This is a genomic window from Bordetella genomosp. 13 (genome assembly GCF_002119665.1).
In the GTDB taxonomy this organism is placed as follows: domain Bacteria; phylum Pseudomonadota; class Gammaproteobacteria; order Burkholderiales; family Burkholderiaceae_B; genus Bordetella.
Window position 1 is genome coordinate 3,661,006 of sequence record NZ_CP021111.1, and the last position, 20,958, is coordinate 3,681,963.

Below are 20,958 nucleotides of genomic sequence, written 5' to 3' on the forward strand. Positions count from 1 at the left end.
TCCGCATGTCTTCCGACGATCAAGGCCGCCCGCGCCGCACCCTCTCCATCTCGAAGCCCGCGCAACCCGCCGCGGACGAGCACGCGCCGCGCCGCAAGCGCAGCGGCGCCCGGGCGCGCACGGTGGCGCAACAGGAACGCGGACGCGAGAAGGACGACCGCCTGCAACATGCGCCCGCCGTCCCCGTGCGCGGCGGGCCGGCCGTGCCGCGAGACGACGCGGGCCGCGGCGGTCCGTGGACAGGGTCACGCAGAGCCGGAGCCAGGACCGCCGGCATGCCAGACGCCGACGAACTGCTTCCGCCGCCGGGCGCTGCGTGGGACGACCTGCCGGCCGACGCGCCTCAATGGGACGAGCCGCCCGAGATCGGCAGCCCCGCCCCCGAGACGCGCGCGCACCATGCCCCGCGGCGCGGGCCGCGTGAACGGTCGGGCCCCGCCGAGACCTACCGCGTCTTCGCTCCTTGTCCGCAGGGTCTGGAGGAAGCGCTGACCGCCGAAATGCAGGCGCTGGGTTTCGAGGATGCCGTCATCGGCCGGGCGGGCTGCAGCTTCACGGCGGACTGGGCCGGCGTGCAGCGCGCCAATCTGTATTCGCGGCTGGCCACCCGCATCCTCGCGCAGGTCGCGCAAGCCGAGATTTCGCACGAGGACGACATCCTCGATCTGGCTTACGCCACGCCCTGGGAGCGCTGGTTCGGCGCGGAACAGACGCTGCGCGTGGATACCTCGGCCATCAAGAGCCCGGTACGCAGCCTGCAGTACTGCAACCTGCGCGCCAAGGACGGCATCTGCGACCGGCTGCGCGACCGCGAGGGCGCGCGCCCCGACATCGATACGGTGCGGCCGGATGCGCGCGTGCATCTGTTCCTCTCTGGCAACACCGCCACCCTGTATCTGGACACCTCGGGCGAGTCGCTGTTCAAGCGCGGCTGGCGCCTGGACAAGGGCGAGGCCCCGTTGCGGGAGAACCTGGCGGCCGGCATGCTGGCGCTGGCCGGCTGGGACCCCGCCGCGGCGCTGCTGGATCCCTTCTGCGGCAGCGGCACGCTGCTGATCGAGGCGGCATGGATCGCGCTGGGCGTGCCGGCCGGCATCTCGCGGCCCTTTGGTTTCGAACGCCTGCGCGGCCACGATGCGCGGCGCTGGCGCGACCTGAAGGAGGACGCGCGAGCCCGCATCCTGCCGCAGCTGGACACGCCGCTGGTCGGCTACGACATCGATCCGCAGGCCATCGAGTTCGCCCGCGCCAACGCCGAGCGCGCCTGGCTGACGGAAGACACCATTCGATTCGAGGTCGGCGACGCGCGCGACATCGAGCCGCCGGCCGACACCGGCTGGATCGTCACCAACCCGCCGTACGGCGAGCGCATGGACGAACACGACCACGAACTGTGGCGCGACTGGGCCGCATGCCTGAAGCGCCGCTTCGCCGGTTGGCAGCTGCACGTCATCTCCAGCGACATGACCTTGCCGCAGCGCATGCGTCTCAAGCCGCTGCGGCGCACGCCGCTGCATAACGGCGCGCTGGATTGCCGCCTGTTCGGCTTCGAGCTGGTCGCCAGCAGCTACCGGGACGGCCCCCGCTCCGGCACGTCCGACACACCGCCCGCAGACGAAGACGCGTTGTAAAACGGCCGCAATCTCACACCACCAGTGGGGTTGCCACGCCCAGTTGTGCCGAGTTGGGGCATTATCAGCACCAGGATCGCGCCTTGTGCACCAATGGCTTGCATAAATCCAGGGTTAACCCTAAAATCCGGGTTAACCCTAGACGAAAGACCGCAAACCAGCGGACCACCGTGATCCATACCCACCAAGTCGTTCTTAGCGACGAACTCGAACGCCAGCTGATGCTGCAAGCCATGCAGGAACAATTCCGCCCGCATCCGCTGCGTGCCCTGTTCGCCGGTTTGCGCAAGCTGGTCCGCACGTTCCGGCCCACAGCGGGCAACACCGCCGAGGCCCACGCCGCCTGATACGGCGTCAGTACCGATTTCCCCTTGGGGGCTGCATAGCCCCTTTCTCAACCCGCCCTAACCGGCGGGTTTTTTTTGCCTGCGGCACTGTTGCCAAAATGCCGCATGCCGGGATAATACGCGGCCATGGACACCCTGGACCTTTCCGCCACGCCCAGCCGCGCCCGGCGATTCGCCTGCATGATGTATGAAGGCGTATTGCTGTTCGGCGTGGTGTTCCTGGCCACCTATCTGATGGATACGCTGACCCAGAGCCGCCATGGCCTGGCGCTGCGGCCCGAGCGCCAGGCGTGGCTGTTCCTGGTCATTGGCGTGTACTTCGTGCTGTGCTGGCGGCGCGGCGGGCAGACGCTGCCCATGAAGACCTGGCACATCCGCCTGGTCGACCGCGACGGGAAGCCGCCCACTCTTTTCCGCCTGGTGCTGCGCTACGTGCTGATCTGGCCTCTGATGCTGGCCGCCATCGCGCTGATCTGGCTGGGTTCGTCGATTACCGGCTGGCCCTCGGTGGACATGCTGGTGGTCGTGGCGCCCTTCGTGTCTTTCCTTTGGACCTGGGTCGATGCCGACCAACAGTTCCTGCACGACCGCCTGGCGGGAACCCGGTTGCGCAACGCGCCGCCCAAACCCAAGCGCCCCCTGAACCAAGGATAGGGACACATCCGTCACATAGTGGTCACCGAAGTTTCATGCCCGCGTCATGCCCGGCTGGTCTCATGCCTAGGCAACACGGGCTGAACGGAAAATCGCGGTGAACGACATCCAATCGACGCGTTGGCGCACATTATGGCTATCCGACATCCACCTGGGCACCAGTGGATGCAAAGCGCAGTTCCTGCTCGATTTCCTTGACCACAACGACGCCGACACGCTTTACCTGGTCGGCGACATCGTGGACGGCTGGCAGCTGCGCAAGCACTGGCACTGGCCCAGGCAGCACAACGACGTGGTGCAGCGCATCCTGCGCAAGGCCCGCAACGGCACCCGCGTGGTGTTCATCCCGGGCAACCACGACGAGTTCGCGCGCGAGTTCATCGGCTACGCCTTCGGCGACATCGAAATCCTCGACGAAGAAGTGCACGTCACCGCCAAGGGACTGAAACTGCTGGTGCTGCACGGCGACCAGTTCGACGGCGTGATCCAGCACAGCAAGTGGCTGGCGCATCTGGGCGACTCCCTTTACCAGCTGGCCCTGTGGCTGAACAACCATTTCAACCGCCTGCGGCACCGCATGGGGCTGCACTATTGGTCGCTGTCGCAATATCTGAAGCACAAGGTGAAGAACGCGGTGTCGTTCATCACCAATTTCGAAGAGGCCCTGGCGGGCGAGGCGCGCCGCCGCGGCTTGGATGGCGTGGTCTGCGGGCACATCCACAAGCCCGAACTGCGCGACATCAACGGCGTGCTGTACTGCAACGACGGCGACTGGGTGGAAAGCCTGTCGGCCTTGGCCGAATCGCAGGACGGCACCCTGCAACTGCTGGATTGGGCCAGCGTGCTGGCCCAGCGCGAAAGCCCCGCGCGCGGCCGTCCCTCGCTGGCGCTGCCCGATCTGCCTTCCGCGATCGGCCGCTCCAGCAAGTAGCATCCGTATAAACCCTTATACGTCCCTTGTTTGGGACCGAGGCATGTTGCAGTTCACGTCCCTCTAGGTCATGCTTGCGGTTGGGGAGACCGGCGGTCCCCCATCCGTAGCCACCGCGCGCTTACTCCATAGGGCCATGAACGACCAATACGAGGCGCTCTACCAATCATTCCGCTGGCTGGTACCCACCCAGTTCAATATCGCGGAAGCCTGCTGCCATCGCTGGGCGGTCAGCGCGCCGGAATCACGTCGCATCGCCATCTACTATGAAGACGAAGCCGGCAACCGCGAGGTCTGGACCTACGCGCGCCTGGCGGAAGCCGCCAACCAATTGGCCAACGGGCTGATCAAGATGGGCGTCGAGCCCGGCGACCGGGTCGGTGTGGTGCTGGGACAACGCCCCGAAACCGTGGTGGCGCACATGGCCATTTACAGCGTCGGCGCCGTCGTGCTGCCGCTGTCCTCGCTGTTCGGCCCCGAGGCCCTCGAGTCGCGGCTGCGCGACTCCGAAGCGCACGTCGCCATCGTCGACCACGCTTCAAGCGCGCAGCTGCTGGGCGTCAGCGACAATTGCCCGCAACTGCACCAGATCATCGGCATCGGCTTCGCGGACGAACGCGTCCTGCCGTGGCGCAGCCTGCTGGCGCGCCAGCCTTCCGAATTCAAGCGCGTGATGACGCGCGCCTCCGACCCCGCGATCCTGCTGTACACCTCGGGCACCACCGGCGCGCCCAAGGGCGCCCTGCTGCCGCACAGCGCGCTCATCGGCAACCTGCCCGGCTTCGTGGCCTCGCAAGACTGGTTCCCTCGGCCCGCCGACGTGTTCTGGTCGCCGGCCGACTGGGCCTGGACCGGCGGCATGATGGACGCCCTGCTGCCCACGCTGTATTTCGGCCATCCCATCGTGGGCACCCGCGGACGCTTCAGCCCCGAGCGCGCCTTCGAACTGATGGAGCGCTACCAGGTCACCAACGCCTTCCTGTTCCCCACCGCGCTCAAGATGATGATGAAGACGGTGCCGCAGCCGCGCGAGCGCTACAAGCTTGCCCTGCGCGCCTTGATGAGTGCGGGCGAGAGCGTGGGCGAGACCGTGTTCGCCTGGTGCGAATCGGCGCTGGGCGTGACGCCCAACGAAATGTTCGGCCAGACCGAGATGAACTACGTGGTCGGCAACAGCAGCCGGCGCTGGCCTGCCCGGCCGGGCAGCATGGGCCGGCCCTATCCCGGCCACCGCGTGGCCGTCATCGACGAACTGGGCCAGGAGGTGCCGACGGGCGAAGTCGGCGAGATCGCCGTCAACCGCATGGACATCCACGGCCATCCCGATCCGGTCATGTTCCTGGGCTACTGGCGCAATCCCATCGCCACCGAAGCCAAGTTCAGCGGCGACTGGTGCCGCACCGGCGACCTGGCCAGCATCGATGCCGACGGCTATCTGTGGTACGCGGGCCGCGCTGACGATGTCTTCAAGTCGGCCGGCTACCGCATCGGCCCCGGAGAGATCGAAAGCTGCCTGCTGGGACACCCCGCGGTGGCCAATGCCGCCGTGGTGCCCAAGCCCGATGTCGAACGCGGCGCGCTGGTGAAGGCCTATGTGGTGCTGACCGCCGAATACGCCGCGCAGCCGCCCGAGGCCATCACGCAGGCGCTGCAGGACCACGTGCGCGAGCGCCTGGCGCCGTACGAATACCCCAAGGAAATCGAGTACCTGGACGAACTGCCGATGACCACCACCGGCAAGATCCAGCGTGCGGTGCTGCGACGCCGCGAAGAAGAACGCGCGCGCGCCGCCTCGGGCACGGCCTGACGTCGGCTGCGCGCCACGACGGAGACCGACTGCATGCCCCTTTATCAACTGGACGATCTCGTCCCCTCAATCGACCCCTCGGCCTATATCTCAGACAGCGCGGACATCATCGGCAATGTCACGCTCGAGGCCGGCGTCAGCATCTGGTCTCATGTCTCCATCCGCGGCGACAACGCACCCATCGTGATCCGCCGGAACAGCAACATCCAGGAGTCCACCGTGATGCACGTGGACGAAGGCTGTCCGCTGACCGTGGGAGAGAACGTGACCGTAGGCCACCAGGCCATGCTGCACGGCTGCACCGTCATGGACGGCGCGCTGGTCGGCATGCAGGCCATCGTGCTGAACAACGCCGTGGTGGGCCGCAATTGCCTGATCGGCGCCGGCGCCATCATCCCCGAAGGCCGCATCATTCCCGACAACTCGCTGGTGATCGGCATCGGCAAGGTGGTCCGAGAGCTGTCGGCCGAAGAGATCGCCGGCATGCACGCCAACAACAAGCATTACGTAGAGCGCGGCCAGCACTACAAGACGGCGCTCAAGCGCATCGGCTGAAGCGGGCCTTGCGGTGCTGGTCAGGCGCGCGGACGCCTGGCCTTGGCCTGGATGTTCGTCACCGCGCGGTCGATCAGGCGGCCGACCGCAGCCTGGGCCGCCGCCTCGTCGCCCGCCTCGCAGGCCAGCAGCAGGGACTCGTGCAGCGCAAGCGCCTTGCCGTCGGCCACATGCGTGCCGCGCGATGCGGTGAAGCTGGCCCGCAGGACGCGGGACAGCACGCCGTCGAGCTGGCGGATGAACTGGTTGCCGCTTGCTCGCAGCAAGGCGCCATGGAAAGCCAGGTCGGCGGCGATGTAGTCGTCACGGGTGCGCGCGGCCACCATGCCCTCGAAATCCGCCCGCATGCGCGCCAGGTCGCCGCCGTCGCGACGTGCGGCGGCCAGCCGCGCCGCCGCCGGTTCGATGGCACGCCGCAATTCGATCAGGTCTTCCAGGAATTTGTCGTCCAGCGGATTCTGCACGTGCCATCCCAGCACCTGCGGATCGAACAGGTTCCAGTGCTCGCGCGGCAGCACCTGCGTACCGGTCTTGGGCCGGATCACCACCAGTCCGCGCGCCGCAAGCGCCTTCATGGCCTCGCGCAGCGCCAGCCGTCCCACGCCCAGGCTTTCGGCCAGCACCATTTCGGTGGGAATCTGGCTGTGCGCGGGAAACTCGCCCGACACGATCTGCCGACCCAGCGTGTCGACGATCTGATCGTGAATGCTTTTGGGGCGGATCGCTGGCATACCTGACTGGGGCGGAAAAGGTCAGCGCACTTTATCACAGGGCTGAAAGCGCCACGCCTCGCGCTTTACAATCATCATATGATATGCCAATATTCGCGCCGCATTCCAACCAAAAGAGGAGACAACCCATGTTCCGGAAGTATCTGGCCCTGCTGGCGGCGACGCTGGCCCTGGCCTGCCACGGCGCCCATGCTGCAGATTTTCCCGACCGCCCGCTCAGGCTGATCGCCCCCATTCCTCCCGGCGGCAGCGGCGACATGATCGCCCGCCTCGTGGCCACCGCTGCCGCCCAGGCGCTCGGCCAGTCGATAGTGGTGGAAAACCGCCCCGGCGCCACCGGCAACATCGGCACCGCGCTGGCGGCCCGGGCCCAGGCGGACGGCCACACCCTGCTGCTTTGCAGCTTCGGCAACTGCGCCGTCAATCCCAGCCTGTACCGTGACTCGGGGTACGACCTGTTCAAGGATTTCCGTCCGGTCGTGCTGATCGCCTCGTCCGTCAACGTGCTTACCGTGGGCAAGCACACCGGCATCGCGTCGCTGAAAGAGCTGGTGGGGCGCGCCAAGGGCGGCGAACTTTCCTATGCCTCGTCGGGCATCGGCGCGTCGAACCATCTCGCGGGCGAAATGCTGAAGAAGCAGGCAGGCGTCGACCTGCTGCACGTGCCCTACAAGGGCTCGGGCCCCGCCATCAACGATCTGCTGGGCGGCCAGGTCGACGTGTTCTTCGACAACGAACCGTCCATCCTGCCTTTCGTGCAGAGCGGCAAGGTCACGGCCGTGGCGGTCACCGGCAGAACGCGCTCGCCCAACCTGCCCGACGTGCCGACGCTACGCGAATCCGGCTATGCCGATTTCGTCGTCGAGCCGTGGTACGGCATCGCCGTGCCGCGGGCCACGCCGGATGCCGTCGTCGCAAAGCTGGTGCAGGCCTTCGACGCCGCGCTCAAGCAGGAAAAGACGCGTGCCGCGCTGCAGGCGGCGGGCTTCGCGACGCTGGGCGGCTCGCCCCAGGCCATGCAGGAACTCATGCGCCAGGAACACGATCGCTGGGCCGCGCTGATCAAGGCGCAAGGCATCAGTGCCCACTAGGCGAAGGACTGGAGACATCATGAAAGCAGTTCTTCTCGCCGCCCTGGCGATGGCGGCGGCGCCGGCGTGGGCGCAAAGCACGGCAACCCTGTATGGGCGCATGGACCTCACCGTGCAATACCTGAACCGCAGCGGCGGCGGCCTGCCCGGCGCCTCGTCGGTCAACATGGCCAGCGACACCAATTACTGGGGCCTGCAAGGCACCGAACAGATCGGCGAACAGCGTGCCTACTACCGCATCGAGGCCGGCTTCCAGCCGAACACCGGCCGTGGCGGCGGCGCACTGTTCGATCGCGAGTCGTACGTGGGCTGGGCCGGACCGGCAGGCAACGTGCAGATCGGCGGACAGTTCGCGCCGGCGGTGACATTGACCGGCCGCCTGGATCCTTTCCAGCGCTCGATGAACGGGCTCATCCAGAATCTCATGCAGGTCAATGCCGGCAACGCCAACCGAGGCACGCTGTCGCACAAGGACAATGCGGTGCAGTACATCTCGCCCAAGCTCGGCGGGTTCACGGCGCGCGCGATGTACAGCTTCGCCAACAACTGGTCGGGCAGCCTGGACGTGACGCGCAGCCGAGCCCTGGGTCTGGAGTATGCAGCGGGCAGACTGTACGCGGCGCTGTCCTGGGAAGGCTCGCAGCTGGCGCGCCCCAATGCAGAGGGTGGGCTGCGTGCGCGCAGCCAGGACACCGTGTTCCTGGGAGCGGTCTACGATTTCGGCGACTTCAAGCTGCATGGCATGCTGCTGCACAACAAACTCGAGGGCGAGGCCACGGCCTTCGGTCACATGCTCGGCCTGACGACGGGATTGCAGAGCGGCACGGTGCGCCTGTCGTGGACTTCGCGCAACCTGCGCCACGAAGCCGGCAGCCGTGCCTCGGTATATGCCCTGGGCTACACCTATCCGCTGTCCAAGCGCACTACCGCCTATACCTCGCTGGCCTATCTGCACAACGGGGACCGCGCCCGCTACAACCTCTGGCCCGATTCGCGCAGCCGGTCGGTCACCGAACCCGGGCAATCGACCACCGGGTTCCAGATCGGCCTGCGCCACATGTTCTAGCCTACTCAGCCTGCACTCGCACATGCAAAACACCGACTCGCAAATCACCGCCATCGAAACCACGCGACTGCGTGACTATCCGAACCTGATCTGGGTGGAGATCCACACCCGCGACGGCCAGGTCGGCCTGGGCGAAACCTTCCGGGGCGCCGAGGCCGTCGAGACCTACCTGCACAGCATGGCCGCGCCCCTGCTGCTGGGCCAGGACGCGCGCCACATCAGCCGGCTGCAGCGCACGCTGGCACGCGGATACCTGGGCTACAACGGCAGCGGCGTGGAAATGCGCGCGGCTTCGGCGGTGGACATCGCGCTGTGGGACCTGGCCGGCAAGCGCGCCGGCCAACCCATCCACCAGTTGCTCGGCGGGGCCTGCCACGAGCGCATGCGGACGTACAACACCTGCGCCGGCGTGGATTACAACAGCCGCAGCGCCCAGCGCCGCTTCATCGACAAGGGCACGCAGGCCACGCGAGGCCGCTATGACGACCAGGTCGCCTTCATCGAGGCGCCGGGCGAGCTGGCGCAAAGCCTGCTGGACGAAGGCTATACGGCCATGAAGATCTGGCCGTTCGACGGGGCGGCGGCCCGCACCGACGGCCAGTTCGTCAGCGCGCTCGACATGCGGGCCGGGCTGGAGGCCTTCGAGAAGATTCGTCTTGCGGTGGGCGACCGCATCGAGGTCATGTGCGAATTCCATTCGATGTGGAACCTGACCTCGGCCTTGGCGATCGCGCGCGAACTGCGCCAGTACCGGCCATTCTGGGCGGAAGATCCGATCAAGATGGACAGTCCGGGCGCGCTGGCCGACTATCGGCGCCATGCGGGGATCCCTGTGTGCGGCAGCGAGACCCTGGCCGGCCAGGCCTCGTTCCGCGACCTGCTCGCGCGCGACGCCCTGGACATCGTCATGCTGGACCTGTCCTGGTGCGGCGGCATATCGGAAGCGCGCAAGATCGCCAGCCTGGCCGATGCCCACCAGAAGCCCATCGCACCGCACGACTGCACCGGGCCGGTCGTGCTCATGGCCTCTTTGCACCTGGCCTTCGCGAGCCCCAATGCCATCTTCCAGGAAGTCGTGCGCGCCTTCCTGGCCGGCTTCTACCGCGACCTGGTCACCGAACTGCCCACGCTGGACCGCGGATTCCTGGCCCAACCCTGCGCGCCCGGCCTGGGCACGGAACTGGCGCCCGGCCTCAAATCCCGCGAAGATGCCGTCGTCCGGCGCAGCGCAGCCTGAACCCATCCACTGGAGATAGTCATGTCCGCTTTCGCTTTCCCGCAGTTGCGCGCCGCGCTGAACGGCATTTCCGGCATTCTGGTCACGCCTTTCGATGCGCAGGACCGGCTTGCGCCGCAGGGCCTGTCGCCCATCATCGACCGCGCCGTCGCGGCCGGCGTGCACTGCCTGGTCGTCAACGGCAATACCAGCGAGTTCTATGGCCTGTCGCCGGAAGAGACGGTCACCATGGCGCACGCCGCCACCGAACAGGTGGCCGGCCGCGTGCCGGTGCTGGGCGGCGTGGGCCGCGACATCGGACAGGCCTGCCGGCTGGCCCGGGAATCCGCGCGCGCTGGCGCCAGCGGCCTGATGGTGCATCAGTTGCCGGACCCGTTCGTCTCGCCGCGTGGGGCGGTGGAGTACATCCGCCGTGTCGCCGAGGCGGGCGACGGCTTGCCCATCATGCTTTACCTGCGCAATGAGAATATCGGCCTGGCCGCCATCGAGAACCTGTGCCGGCTGCCTGGCGTGGCCGGCATCAAATGGGCCTCTCCGACCCCGCTGGTCATGGCCGAAGCCATGCGGCGCACGGCCGACCTGGACCTGGCCTGGGTATGCGGCCTGGCCGAGATCTGGGCGCCGCCGCTGTACGCCATGGGCGCACGCGGCTTCACCTCGGGGCTGATCAACGTGAAGCCGGCGCATTCGGTGGCCATCCACCAGGCGCTCGAGGCCGCCGACTATCCCCGCGCCCGTGCGTTGATCGACCAGATGCGCGACTTCGAATCGCTGCGCGCCGAAGAACAGAACGGCTGCAACGTCAGCGTGGTGAAGGCGGCCCTGCAGTACCTGGGACAGGATTGCGGCGCGCCCCGCCCTCCCGCGGCCTGGCCCCTTACCGACGAGGCATCGCGGACTTTGCAATCCTTGCTGGACGGCTGGCGCGACTGACGCAATCGGCCCGCCCCCTGGCGCGCAGGCAGACGGCAATCGGCTAAGATGCCTGCATGACCGATTCGCTCAAGAAATTCCTGTTCGAAGACCGTACAGTCCGGGTTCAGGCGGTACGGCTGCACGATACCTGGCAGCAAGCGCAGGCGCATCACCAGTATCCCCCGGCCATCAAGCGCTTGCTGGGCGAGCTGGTGGCGGCGTCCACACTGCTGGCGGCCAACATCAAGTTCGACGGGTCTCTGCTGCTGCAAATCCATGGCGATGGCCCCATCGCGCTGCTGGTAGTCGAATGCCGTTCGGATCTCAGCCTGCGCGCTACCGTCAAGGTGCGCGAGGGCCATGCGGTGCCCGAGACGGGCACCATGCAGACTCTGCTGAATGCCCGAGGCGAAGGCCGGTTCATGGTGATGCTGGATCCCGCGCGCAAGGTGCCCGGCCAGCAGGCCTACCAGGGCATCGTGCCGCTCGAGGGGGAAACGGTGGCCGAGGCGCTGCAACACTACATGAAGGCCTCCGAGCAGCTGGACACGCGCCTGTGGCTGGCGGCCGACGCCGCGCATGCGGCCGGCCTGCTGGTGCAGCGCCTGCCCGACCAGGGTGGAATGATGCACGAGTCCGCCGAATCCGATTCGTGGGCACGCGCGGTACACCTGGCCGAGACGGTCAACGCCGACGAACTGCTGCAGACCGACGTGGATACCCTGATCCACCGCCTGTACTGGGAAGAGACGCTGACCGCTTTCGAGCCCATGCCGGTGCGCTGGCACTGCCCATGCACGCGCGAGCGCGTCGCCGGCATGCTGCGCTCGCTGGGCGAGGCCGAAGTGCGCGACATCCTCGAAGAACAGGGCAAGGTGGAAGTGTCGTGCGACTTCTGCGGCAAGCCCTATACGTTCGATCCGGTGGACTGCGCCGGCCTGTTCGCGCCCAGCACGCCGATGCCGCAGCAGAATCCGCCTACGGTGCATTAGGCTTGCGGCGCCGGCCGCGCCCCGGCCTCGGTCCGGCGCCGCCAGGCATAAGCGCCCTGCAAGGCCAGGCGTAGATTCCACAATCGACGCCGCACATGATGGCCGGCAAACTGGCCGGCATCATGCGCATACCCACACATCGCCCACCATTGCACTTGGCTCGCCGCCAGCGTGGCGCGGCGCTGGCCGAGTCGGCCGCCGCGCTGGGGGTCGTGCTGCTGATGGGACTGGCCGCGATGGAGGCCATGCATTGGCAACTGATGCGCCAGCTGGCCTATGCCGCGCTTACCGAAGCCGCCCGGGCCGGCGCCACCGGCCATGCTCATCCTTCCGTCATCGCGCAGGCGTTCGAAGCCGCGCTCCTGCCGCGCTATGCATCGCCGGGCGGCACAGACGAGGCCATGCAAACCCTGAGGTCCGCGCTGGCGCGCACGGCGGCCAGTGCCGGCATGGCGCCGTGGCGCATCGTGGTGGCGCGGCCAGGCGCCCAGGCCTATGCCGACTTCGCACAGCGCGACCTGAAGCTTCCGGCTGCTGCAGCGGCTCTGCCGGCCATGCGCAACGAATACCAGGCCGAACAGCACGCCGGCAATATCGCGCGCGGCCTGCCCGACGGAAAGGGTCCGCGCTCGGGGCTTACCATCTTCCAGGCCAACACGCTGCAATTGCGGCTGCGTTATCTGCTCGAACCCCTGTCTCCGCCGGCGCGGCTGCTGCTGCAGGCGCTGGCCGGGTTGCCCGGCCCCGACGGCGGTCTCTGTGCGCGGCGCGCATGGGCCGCGGGCGTGCTGCCGCTTCGGATCGAGCTCACCATGGACATGCAATCGCACCCGGTGCTCTGGCCCGATGGGCTGCATTCCCAAGTGGGCACGACCGAGGATGCGTGCTGAAATGGCAGCTCAACGCACCGGAGCCGCGCCGGGCGGGCGCGTCTGCGACGGCGACGACGCAGCCGTCGTGCCGCGTGCCGGCGGCTTGGCGCCGGCGTGGGCGGCGGCTGGCGCCGGGGGCTTCACGGGGATGGTGGCGCCGGGCGGCAGGATGTGCACGAACACTTCGCCATCGCGCATCATGCCCAGCTCGCCGCGGGCGCGTTCCTCGATCGCCTCGGTGCCCGTCTCCAGGTCTTTCACTTCGGCCTGCAGGGCGGCGTTGCGCGCGCGCAGGCTGTCGTTGGTCTCACGCTGTCCGGCAACCTCTTCCTGCAGTTCCCACACCCGGAACCAGCCGCCCTTGCCCAGCCAAAGGGGATACTGGATCAGGCCCAGCAGGACGACCAGCACGATCAACAGCAGGCGCATATGCCTCCTCGGCAGCGCGACAAGCACGTGGAAGCCGCCGCCCGCCAATTCGGCAGGCGGCGCAAGCCACGCATCAGCGCAGGTTGTAGAACGCCTCGATGCCGGGGTACGACGCGACTTCGGCCAATTCTTCCTCGATGCGCAGCAGCTGGTTGTACTTGGCCATGCGGTCCGAACGCGACAGCGAGCCCGTCTTGATCTGCATGGCGTTGGTCGCCACGGCGATGTCGGCGATGGTCGAATCTTCGGTTTCGCCCGAGCGGTGCGACACGACGGCCGTATAACCGGCGCGCTTGGCCATCTCGATGGCGGCGAAGGTCTCGGTCAGCGTGCCGATCTGGTTGATCTTGATCAGGATCGAGTTGGCCACGCCCTTCTGGATGCCTTCGCGCAGGATGCGGGTGTTGGTGACGAACAGGTCGTCGCCCACCAGCTGTACCTTCTTGCCCAGCTGGTCGGTCAGCAGCTTCCAGCCGTCCCAGTCGTTCTCGGCCATGCCGTCCTCGATCGATATGATCGGGTACTTGTCGCACCACGTGGCCAGCAGGTTGGCGAATTCCTGCGAGGACAGCGACACGCCGCCTTCGCCGGCCAAGGTGTACTTGCCGTCGCGGAAGAACTCCGAGCTGGCGCAATCCAGGCCCAGGGCGATCTGCGTGCCGGGCTCGTAGCCGGCCTCGGTGATGGCCTTCAGAATCAGCTGGATGGCGGCCTCGTGGTTGGGCACGTTGGGCGCGAAACCACCCTCGTCGCCCACGGCGGTCGACATGCCCTGGTCGTGAATCAGCTTCTTCAGCATGTGGAACACTTCGGCGCCCCAGCGCAGCGACTCGCGGAAGCTCGCGGCGCCCACCGGCAGGATCATGAATTCCTGCAGGTCCAGCGTGTTGTTGGCGTGCGCGCCGCCGTTGATCACGTTCATCATCGGCACGGGCATGCTCATGGGGCCGCTGCCGCCGAAGTAGCGGTACAGCGACAGGCCCGACTCGTCGGCGGCGGCACGGGCCACGGCCATGCTGGCGGCCAGCATGGCATTGGCGCCCAGGCGCTGCTTGCTGTCGGTGCCGTCCAGTTCGATCAGGGTGCGGTCCACGAAGGTCTGTTCCTGGGCGTCCAGGCCCATCAGCGCTTCCGAGATCTCGGTGTTCAGGTTCTCGACGGCGCGCAGCACGCCCTTGCCCAGGTAGCGACCCTTGTCGCCATCACGCAGCTCGATGGCCTCGCGCGTGCCGGTGGACGCGCCCGACGGCACGGCGGCGCGGCCCATGGCGCCGGATTCCAGCAGCACGTCGCATTCGACGGTGGGGTTGCCGCGCGAATCGAGGATTTCGCGGCCGATGATGTCGACGATAGCACTCATGTCTTATGTTCCCAGAACGATGGACGATTTCAGAATTGGTTTTCGAGAAAGCCGTTGCGCTTGGTGACGCGGTCCAGTTCGACCAGCGATGTCAGCAGGTCCGCCATGCGGTCCAGCGGCACGGCGTTCGGGCCGTCGGACTTGGCCTTGGCCGGATCAGGGTGCGTTTCCATGAACAGGCCGGCCACGCCCACCGCCACGGCGGCGCGGGCCAGCACCGGCACGAATTCGCGCTGGCCCCCCGACGATGTGCCCTGCCCGCCGGGCAGTTGCACCGAATGGGTGGCGTCGAACACCACCGGACAGTCCGTCTCGCGCATGATGGCCAGCGAGCGCATGTCGGACACCAGGTTGTTGTACCCGAACGAGGCGCCGCGCTCGCACACCATGATGTTGCTGCCGTCGCCGCCCGCCTCGCGGGCCGCGTCGCGCGCCTTCGTCACCACCTGCACCATGTCGTGCGGCGCCATGAACTGGCCCTTCTTGATGTTGACAGGCTTGAGCGAGGCGGCGCACGCGCGGATGAAGTCGGTCTGGCGAGCCAGGAACGCCGGCGTCTGCAGCACGTCCACCACGGCCGCCACCGGCTTCACCTGGGTCTCGTCATGCACGTCGGTCAGCACCGGCACGCCGATCTGCTCGCGCACATCGGCCAGAATACGCAGCCCTGCCTCCATGCCCAGCCCGCGGAACGACGAACCGGAACTGCGGTTGGCCTTGTCGAACGAGCTTTTGTAGATGAAAGGGATGCCCAGCGCGCTGGTGATCTCTTTCAGCCGGCCGGCGGTATCGAGCGCCATCTCGCGCGACTCGATGACGCACGGGCCCGAGATGAGAAAGAAGGGCTGGCCAAGACCAACCTCGAATCCGCAGAGTTGCATCATGCCTCCTTGCCGCGGCGCGCCTTGTGCTCGAGCGCCGCGCGGATGTAGCTGCTGAACAGCGGGTGGCCGTCGCGCGGCGTGGACGTGAACTCGGGGTGGAACTGCACGCCGACGAACCAGGGGTGGTCGGGCAGTTCCATCATCTCGGGCAGGTTCTCGGTGGGCGTGCGCGCGCTGATCACCAGGCCGGCCTCTTCGAGGCGCGGCACGTACACGTTGTTGACTTCGTAGCGATGGCGGTGGCGCTCGTTCACTTCGTTGCCATAGATGCTTTGCGCGCGCGTGCCAGGCTTGATCGGGCAGCGCTGCGCGCCCTTGCGCATGGTGCCGCCCAGGTCCGACTTGTCGTCGCGGCGCTCGATGTTGCCCTCGCGGTCCATCCATTCGCTGATCAGGGCGACCACGGGGTGCGGCGCCGCCGGATCGAACTCGGTGCTGTTGGCGCCGCCCAGGCCGGCCACGTGGCGCGCGAATTCGATCACGGCCAGCTGCATGCCCAGGCAGATGCCCAGGTACGGCACGCCGTTCTCGCGTGCATAGCGGATGGCGGCGATCTTGCCTTCGGTGCCGCGCTTGCCGAAGCCGCCCGGCACCAGGATGGCGTCCAGGTGCTTGAGCTGGTCGGTGCCGCGCGTCTCGATGTCTTCCGAATCGATGTATTCGATGCGCACCTTGGAACGCGTGTGGATGCCGGCATGCACCAGCGCTTCGCTGAGCGACTTGTACGACTCGGTCAGGTCGACGTACTTGCCCACCATGCCGATCAGCACTTCGTTCTGCGGATGCTCCAGCGCGTCGACCAGGTTGTCCCACATGGACAGGTCGGCAGGCGGCGGCGTCAGGCCCAGGGCCTCGCACACGATGTTGTCCACGCCCTGCTGGTGCAGCATGGCGGGGATCTTGTAGATGGAATCGACGTCCCACACCGAGATGACGGCGTCCAGAGGCACGTTCGAGAACATCGAGATCTTGGCGCGCTCGTCGTCGGGAATGCGGCGGTCGGCGCGGCACAGCAGCGCGTTCGGGTAGATGCCGATCTCGCGCAGCTTCTGCACCGAGTGCTGGGTGGGCTTGGTCTTCAGTTCGCCGGCCGAGGCGATGTAGGGCACCAGCGTCAGGTGCACGAAGGCGGCGTTGTTGCGCCCCATGCGCAGGCTCATCTGGCGGGCGGCCTCGAGGAACGGCAGCGACTCGATGTCGCCGACCGTCCCGCCGATCTCGACGATGGCCACGTCGGTGTTGCCGTTCCAGGCGGCCTCGGCGCCGCGCGCCACGAAGTCCTGGATCTCGTTGGTGATGTGGGGAATGACCTGGACGGTCTTGCCCAGGTAGTCGCCGCGGCGTTCCTTGCGCAGCACCGATTCGTAGATCTGGCCGGTGGTGAAGTTGTTCACCTTGCGCATCTTGGCCGAGATGAAGCGCTCGTAGTGGCCCAGGTCCAGGTCGGTTTCGGCGCCGTCCTCGGTGACGAAGACCTCGCCGTGCTGGAAGGGGCTCATGGTGCCGGGATCGACGTTGATGTACGGATCCAGCTTCAGCATGGTGACCTGCAGGCCGCGGGATTCAAGGATGGCGGCCAGCGAGGCGGCGGCAATCCCCTTGCCCAGGGAAGAGACGACGCCGCCGGTGACAAATACGTATTTGGTCATCGTGAATTGGCACCCGGCGGGTTTGCATCCCCGTGGGTGCTTGCGGGAAATTTGGATTATAGCCATGGCCAGTGGCGGTCAGCGGGTTTTCCCGTGCAAGCCTGGGGGGTCCCGGCGGTGCGGGTACCGTTACTTACAAAATCGCCGCTGGCATGGAGGGAGCGCCCCAAGTAGAGACGGCCATGCCGCAAGGGCCCGCGTGCCGCGCCTCATTGCGAGGCCGGCCAGGGCTGGCTGACGCCATCCGCGAAACCGCGAAACCGCGTATCCGCGTGCGCGGCCGGCGCCGGACGATTACGCCGTCAGCCTTGCTTCGCGGCCTCGGCGACCCGTCTGGAAACCTCCAGGCGCCGCTCCAGCATGTTGCGCGCCATGAGCCGGACTTTCTCGGTCAGTTCGGGCGCCGCCACGCGGGGATGTCCGCTCTGGAACGGCGGAGCGGGATCGTATTCCATCAGCAACTGCAAAGCCTTCGCCTCTTCCTCGCCACGGATCGCGGCGAGCACCGTGAAGGCAAAATCCAGTCCGGATGTGACGCCCGCGCCCGTGATGCGATTGCCGTCCACCACCACCCGCTCCGGCACGATCTCGACGCCGAACAGCGCAAGCTGGTCGATGGACAGCCAATGGCACGTCGCCTTGCGCCCCGCCAGCAATCCCGCCGCCGCAAGCAGCAGCGATCCGGTGCAGATAGAGGTGACGAATCCAGCGCCGGGCGCCTGCCTGCGCAGGAAGCCGATCACCTCGGCATCCTCCATCATGGGAGTCTGCCCCGGGCCGCCCGGCACGACCAAAACGTCGTACTGCGGCGCATCGCCGAAGCCGCGATCCGGCGTGATGGCCAGGCCGGTGTCCCCCTTGATGGGTTGCCGGTCTTTCCACACCAGTTCGACGCGGCAGTCCGACGCGCGCGCAAGCACTTCGAACGGGCCGAGGATGTCCAGCGACGTGACCATCGGGAAGACGAGCATCCCGATGCGGGTTTTGGGTTCGGTAGTCATGCGAACCACTTTGCCCGCGGCATGCCGCGCGCGCCGGACAAAGTCGAGGCATTTCGGGACATGCAGGCGCGAACACGATGTCCGGGAATGGCACGAGAATGTCGGATGCCGGGCGCCGTAGACGGCGACACTTGCGTCCAGGGGAACCGCCCTTCGGCGGTCATACAAAAAACCGATCATGAACACCAGACGCAGACTCATGCTGACGCTGGGCGGCCTCGCCTTGATGCGCCCAGCCCTTTCGATGTCCCAGGACCAGCAGGCCGGTACGGTGCGCCTGCTGGTGGGATTCCCACCGGGCGCCACCGGAGACCGGATCGCGCGCCTCGTTGCCCCGGCGCTGGCCGCGCGGCTGCAGGCCAGCGTGATCGTGGAGAACCGGTCCGGCGCGGGTGGGCAACTGGCCATCGCCCAGGCCAAGACCGGCCCGTCGGATGGCAGCATGCTGCTGCAGACCATCGGCTCGTCCATGGTCATCTATCCCCACACCTATCGCAACCTTCCCTACGACCCGTTCCAGGACTTCGTGCCCATCGGAACCGTCGCCACGGCTCCGATCGCGTTCGTGCGGGCCGCGTCGGTGCCGGCCGACAGCGTGAAGGAGGTGGCAGGCCTGATCCGGCAGAATCCCAAGCTCGGGTTCTACGGCTCACCGGCGTCGGGCAGCGTGTTCCACTTCTCGGGTGTGCTGCTGCAGCGTGCGATGGGCAGCGACTTCACGCACGTGGCCTATCGCGGTTCGGCGCCTGCGCTGGCCGACGTGCTGTCGGGTCAAGTGCCGTTCGCATTCCTGACGCCCAGTGATATCCTGGACCACCACCGCGCCGGCAAGCTCAGGATCCTCGCCGTCACCGGCAAGGCTCGCGCGTCGCAGCTGCAGGACGTTCCAACGTTCGCCGAGGAAGGCTTTTCCAACCTCATGAACCAGGAATGGTTCTCGTACTTCCTCACGCGCAATGCCGGCGCCGAAACCGTCGCGCGGTACCGGGCCGCGGTACGCGACGTGGTGGGCGACGAGAAGGTCCGGGCGGCGCTGTTGGCCGCGGGACTTGAGATCGGCGAGGGCGATGCCGCTGCCCTGGCAAGCACCATGAAGCGGGAATTCGACCAGTGGAAAGCGCTCGTCAATGAAATCGGGTTCGTCGCAGACTGAATCGACCGTCACGCGCATGCCGGCCAGCGGCACTCGCGAGATCGGCATCGTGGTTTTCAACGATGTCCTGCTCCTGGACGCCACCGGCCCGGCCGATGTGTTCACTCGCGCCAATCACCATTTGCGCCACCCGGGCGAGCCGGATCGCTATCGCGTCACGGCGGTGTCATCGTTCGGCGGGGAAATTTCCACATCGTCCAGCCTGCGCCTGCAAAGCGCCGCGCTGCCATCCCCGGACATCTGCGCGTTCGACACGCTGATCGTCGCCGGCGGGCCCGGGGTGATGCAGGCCAAGCACGACCTCCAGCTGCGAAACTGGCTGCTGGCGGTCGAGCCGCGCGTACGGCGGCTGGGCTCCGTGTGCACCGGCGCCTATGTGCTGGCAGAGGCGGGCCTGCTCGAGGACAAGCCGGCGACCACGCATTGGCAGCACGTCCGGCATTTCTCTCAGCAGTATCCCGGCGTGCGCGTGGACACGGACGCTCTGATCTGCCGCGAAGGCAAGACGTTCACGGCGGCGGGCGCGGCCGCCGGCATCGACATGGCGCTGGGCCTGGTGGACGAGGATTTCGGCAGGGATCTGGCGCTCGCCATCGCCCGCGAACTCGTCATCTACCGCGTGCGCGCGCCCGGCCAGGGGCAACACAGCGCGGCATTGACGGCGTATGGCGGGTCTTCGGACCGCGTGCGCCGAGCCACCGACTTCATACTGTCGCGTCTGGAACACGGCGTCACGGTGGAGGAAGTCGCCGAGCACGTCTGCCTCAGCGCACGTCAACTGGCGCGCACCTTCAAGGAAGTCTTCGGCCTGTCGCCGAACCAGTACATACGCGCGGCCCAGGTGGACCTGGCCCGGGAATTGCTGTCGGGCACCAACCAGTCGATGGACAAGATCGCGCTGCGTTGCGGCTTCTCGGGCCGCCAGCAGATGGCGCGCGCGTTCGAACGGCGACTGGGCGTGTCGCCCACCGCGTTCCGTACGGATGGCGGCGGCGCCACGGTATAGTCGGTTCCCCAGATGCACCCTTCGCTTACCGATCGACGTCCCGGCATGAAGCATGCCCCCGCCCATACCGTCCGCGAGGACATCTACGGAATCGCGATCGGCGTGTTCTTCTGCGCCATCGGCATCACCATCCTGCACCGCGGCGGGATGGTCACCGGCGGCGTCGCGGGCATATCGCTGCTGGCGTCGCTGTTCACGCAGCAACCCGTGGGTACGCTGGTGTGGATCATGAACGCACCGTTCATCGTCTTCGCCTTCGCGGCGATGGGACGCGCATTCGGCCTGAAGACGCTGGCTGTCACAGCAGTGCTCGGCACGAGCATCGACCTGCTCGGCGCGGCGCTGGTCGTGTCCGATATCAGCCCCGCCTTCTCCGCGCTGGGCGGCGGCACGCTGCTGGGCACGGGCATTCTGTTTCTTGCTCGCCACAACGCGTCGCTGGGCGGCACGGGCGTGGTGGTGCTGTGGCTGCAGAAGCGCCATGGCTTCAATGCCGGAATGGGACAGCTATTGTTCGATGCCGTGCTGTTCGCCATTGCCGCGGCCTTGCTGCCCTGGCCGACCGTGGCGTGGTCGCTCGGCGGGGCCCTGGCGATGAACGCCATGGTCATCGTCTGGCACAAGCCAGGGCGGTATTACGGCTGAAC

The 20,958-nt window shown here is 67.2% G+C and carries 21 protein-coding genes; 15 read left to right on the forward strand and 6 right to left on the reverse strand.

Going from position 1 to position 20,958, the window contains the following annotated elements; all coding sequences use genetic code 11:
• Positions 1-5 precede the first annotated feature (5 nt).
• The 6 genes from CAL15_RS16400 to CAL15_RS16425 all read left to right on the forward strand — a co-directional run bounded on the left by CAL15_RS16400 (position 6) and on the right by CAL15_RS16425 (position 5,925).
• Complete coding sequence (locus CAL15_RS16400; protein WP_157666677.1) at positions 6-1,631, forward strand: THUMP domain-containing protein; 1,626 nt, start codon at positions 6-8, stop codon at positions 1,629-1,631.
• A 170-nt stretch (positions 1,632-1,801) separates the two neighbouring features.
• Positions 1,802-1,978, forward strand: coding sequence for a hypothetical protein (locus tag CAL15_RS16405; RefSeq protein WP_086079573.1), 177 nt, complete (start codon positions 1,802-1,804; stop codon positions 1,976-1,978).
• A gap of 126 nt (positions 1,979-2,104) precedes the next feature.
• Positions 2,105-2,632, forward strand: coding sequence for an RDD family protein (locus tag CAL15_RS16410; protein ID WP_086079574.1), 528 nt, complete (start codon positions 2,105-2,107; stop codon positions 2,630-2,632).
• Between the two features lie 97 nt (positions 2,633-2,729).
• Positions 2,730-3,563: a UDP-2,3-diacylglucosamine diphosphatase gene (locus CAL15_RS16415; RefSeq protein WP_198299068.1), complete on the forward strand. Its 834-nt coding sequence runs from the start codon at positions 2,730-2,732 to the stop codon at positions 3,561-3,563.
• A 136-nt stretch (positions 3,564-3,699) separates the two neighbouring features.
• Complete coding sequence (locus CAL15_RS16420; RefSeq protein WP_086079576.1) at positions 3,700-5,370, forward strand: acyl-CoA synthetase; 1,671 nt, start codon at positions 3,700-3,702, stop codon at positions 5,368-5,370.
• Positions 5,371-5,403: 33 nt separating this feature from the next.
• The gene (locus tag CAL15_RS16425) at positions 5,404-5,925 is read left to right on the forward strand and encodes a gamma carbonic anhydrase family protein (RefSeq protein ID WP_086079577.1); all 522 of its coding nucleotides are present in this window, start codon (positions 5,404-5,406) and stop codon (positions 5,923-5,925) included.
• A gap of 20 nt (positions 5,926-5,945) precedes the next feature.
• Here the strand turns inward: CAL15_RS16425 and CAL15_RS16430 are convergent, their stop codons facing one another.
• Entirely contained in the window at positions 5,946-6,656 is a 711-nt protein-coding gene (locus CAL15_RS16430; protein ID WP_086079578.1) for a FadR/GntR family transcriptional regulator, read from the reverse strand.
• Between the two features lie 128 nt (positions 6,657-6,784).
• Between CAL15_RS16430 and CAL15_RS16435 the strand changes: the two genes are divergently transcribed.
• The 6 genes from CAL15_RS16435 (at position 6,785) to CAL15_RS16460 (ending at position 12,847) form a co-directional block, all read left to right on the forward strand.
• Complete coding sequence (locus CAL15_RS16435) at positions 6,785-7,747, forward strand: Bug family tripartite tricarboxylate transporter substrate binding protein (RefSeq protein ID WP_086079579.1); 963 nt, start codon at positions 6,785-6,787, stop codon at positions 7,745-7,747.
• Between the two features lie 19 nt (positions 7,748-7,766).
• A complete protein-coding gene (locus CAL15_RS16440; protein WP_086079580.1) occupies positions 7,767-8,813 on the forward strand; it encodes a porin in 1,047 nt (348 codons plus the stop codon).
• A gap of 22 nt (positions 8,814-8,835) precedes the next feature.
• Positions 8,836-10,050, forward strand: a complete 1,215-nt coding sequence (locus tag CAL15_RS16445; RefSeq protein ID WP_086079581.1) for a mandelate racemase/muconate lactonizing enzyme family protein — start codon at positions 8,836-8,838, stop codon at positions 10,048-10,050.
• A 21-nt stretch (positions 10,051-10,071) separates the two neighbouring features.
• Positions 10,072-10,983 (forward strand): dihydrodipicolinate synthase family protein, encoded by a 912-nt coding sequence (locus CAL15_RS16450; protein WP_086079582.1) that lies wholly within the window; start codon positions 10,072-10,074, stop codon positions 10,981-10,983.
• Positions 10,984-11,039: 56 nt separating this feature from the next.
• Complete coding sequence (gene hslO / locus CAL15_RS16455) at positions 11,040-11,957, forward strand: Hsp33 family molecular chaperone HslO (protein WP_086079583.1); 918 nt, start codon at positions 11,040-11,042, stop codon at positions 11,955-11,957.
• 95 nt (positions 11,958-12,052) lie between these two features.
• Positions 12,053-12,847 carry a hypothetical protein gene (locus CAL15_RS16460; protein ID WP_086079584.1) on the forward strand — a complete coding sequence of 265 codons (795 nt, stop codon included), beginning with the start codon at positions 12,053-12,055 and terminating at the stop codon, positions 12,845-12,847.
• A gap of 9 nt (positions 12,848-12,856) precedes the next feature.
• Here CAL15_RS16460 and ftsB read toward each other — a convergent pair whose 3' ends face one another.
• From ftsB to CAL15_RS16485, 5 genes are all read right to left on the reverse strand, one after another.
• The gene (gene ftsB / locus CAL15_RS16465; protein ID WP_086079585.1) at positions 12,857-13,258 is read right to left on the reverse strand and encodes a cell division protein FtsB; all 402 of its coding nucleotides are present in this window, start codon (positions 13,256-13,258) and stop codon (positions 12,857-12,859) included.
• A 73-nt stretch (positions 13,259-13,331) separates the two neighbouring features.
• Positions 13,332-14,618: a phosphopyruvate hydratase gene (gene eno / locus CAL15_RS16470; protein ID WP_086079586.1), complete on the reverse strand. Its 1,287-nt coding sequence runs from the start codon at positions 14,616-14,618 to the stop codon at positions 13,332-13,334.
• A 29-nt stretch (positions 14,619-14,647) separates the two neighbouring features.
• Positions 14,648-15,502, reverse strand: a complete 855-nt coding sequence (gene kdsA / locus CAL15_RS16475) for a 3-deoxy-8-phosphooctulonate synthase (RefSeq protein WP_086079587.1) — start codon at positions 15,500-15,502, stop codon at positions 14,648-14,650.
• The gene (locus CAL15_RS16480; RefSeq protein ID WP_086079588.1) at positions 15,499-17,151 is read right to left on the reverse strand and encodes a CTP synthase; all 1,653 of its coding nucleotides are present in this window, start codon (positions 17,149-17,151) and stop codon (positions 15,499-15,501) included. The genes kdsA and CAL15_RS16480 overlap by 4 nt, the downstream gene beginning before the upstream one ends.
• Positions 17,152-17,453: 302 nt before the next feature.
• Positions 17,454-18,353 carry a DJ-1/PfpI family protein gene (locus tag CAL15_RS16485; protein WP_198299069.1) on the reverse strand — a complete coding sequence of 300 codons (900 nt, stop codon included), beginning with the start codon at positions 18,351-18,353 and terminating at the stop codon, positions 17,454-17,456.
• Between CAL15_RS16485 and CAL15_RS16490 the strand changes: the two genes are divergently transcribed.
• The 3 genes from CAL15_RS16490 to CAL15_RS16500 are packed head-to-tail and all read left to right on the forward strand — an operon-like array spanning position 18,331 to position 20,956.
• A complete protein-coding gene (locus CAL15_RS16490) occupies positions 18,331-19,305 on the forward strand; it encodes a tripartite tricarboxylate transporter substrate-binding protein (RefSeq protein ID WP_086079590.1) in 975 nt (324 codons plus the stop codon). The genes CAL15_RS16485 and CAL15_RS16490 overlap by 23 nt on opposite strands.
• On the forward strand, positions 19,280-20,311 hold the full coding sequence (locus CAL15_RS16495; RefSeq protein WP_086079591.1) for a GlxA family transcriptional regulator: 1,032 nt from the start codon (positions 19,280-19,282) through the stop codon (positions 20,309-20,311). Before CAL15_RS16490 ends, CAL15_RS16495 begins: the two co-directional genes overlap by 26 nt.
• Before the next feature lie 45 nt (positions 20,312-20,356).
• Complete coding sequence (locus tag CAL15_RS16500) at positions 20,357-20,956, forward strand: YitT family protein (protein ID WP_198299070.1); 600 nt, start codon at positions 20,357-20,359, stop codon at positions 20,954-20,956.
• Positions 20,957-20,958: the final 2 nt, after the last annotated feature.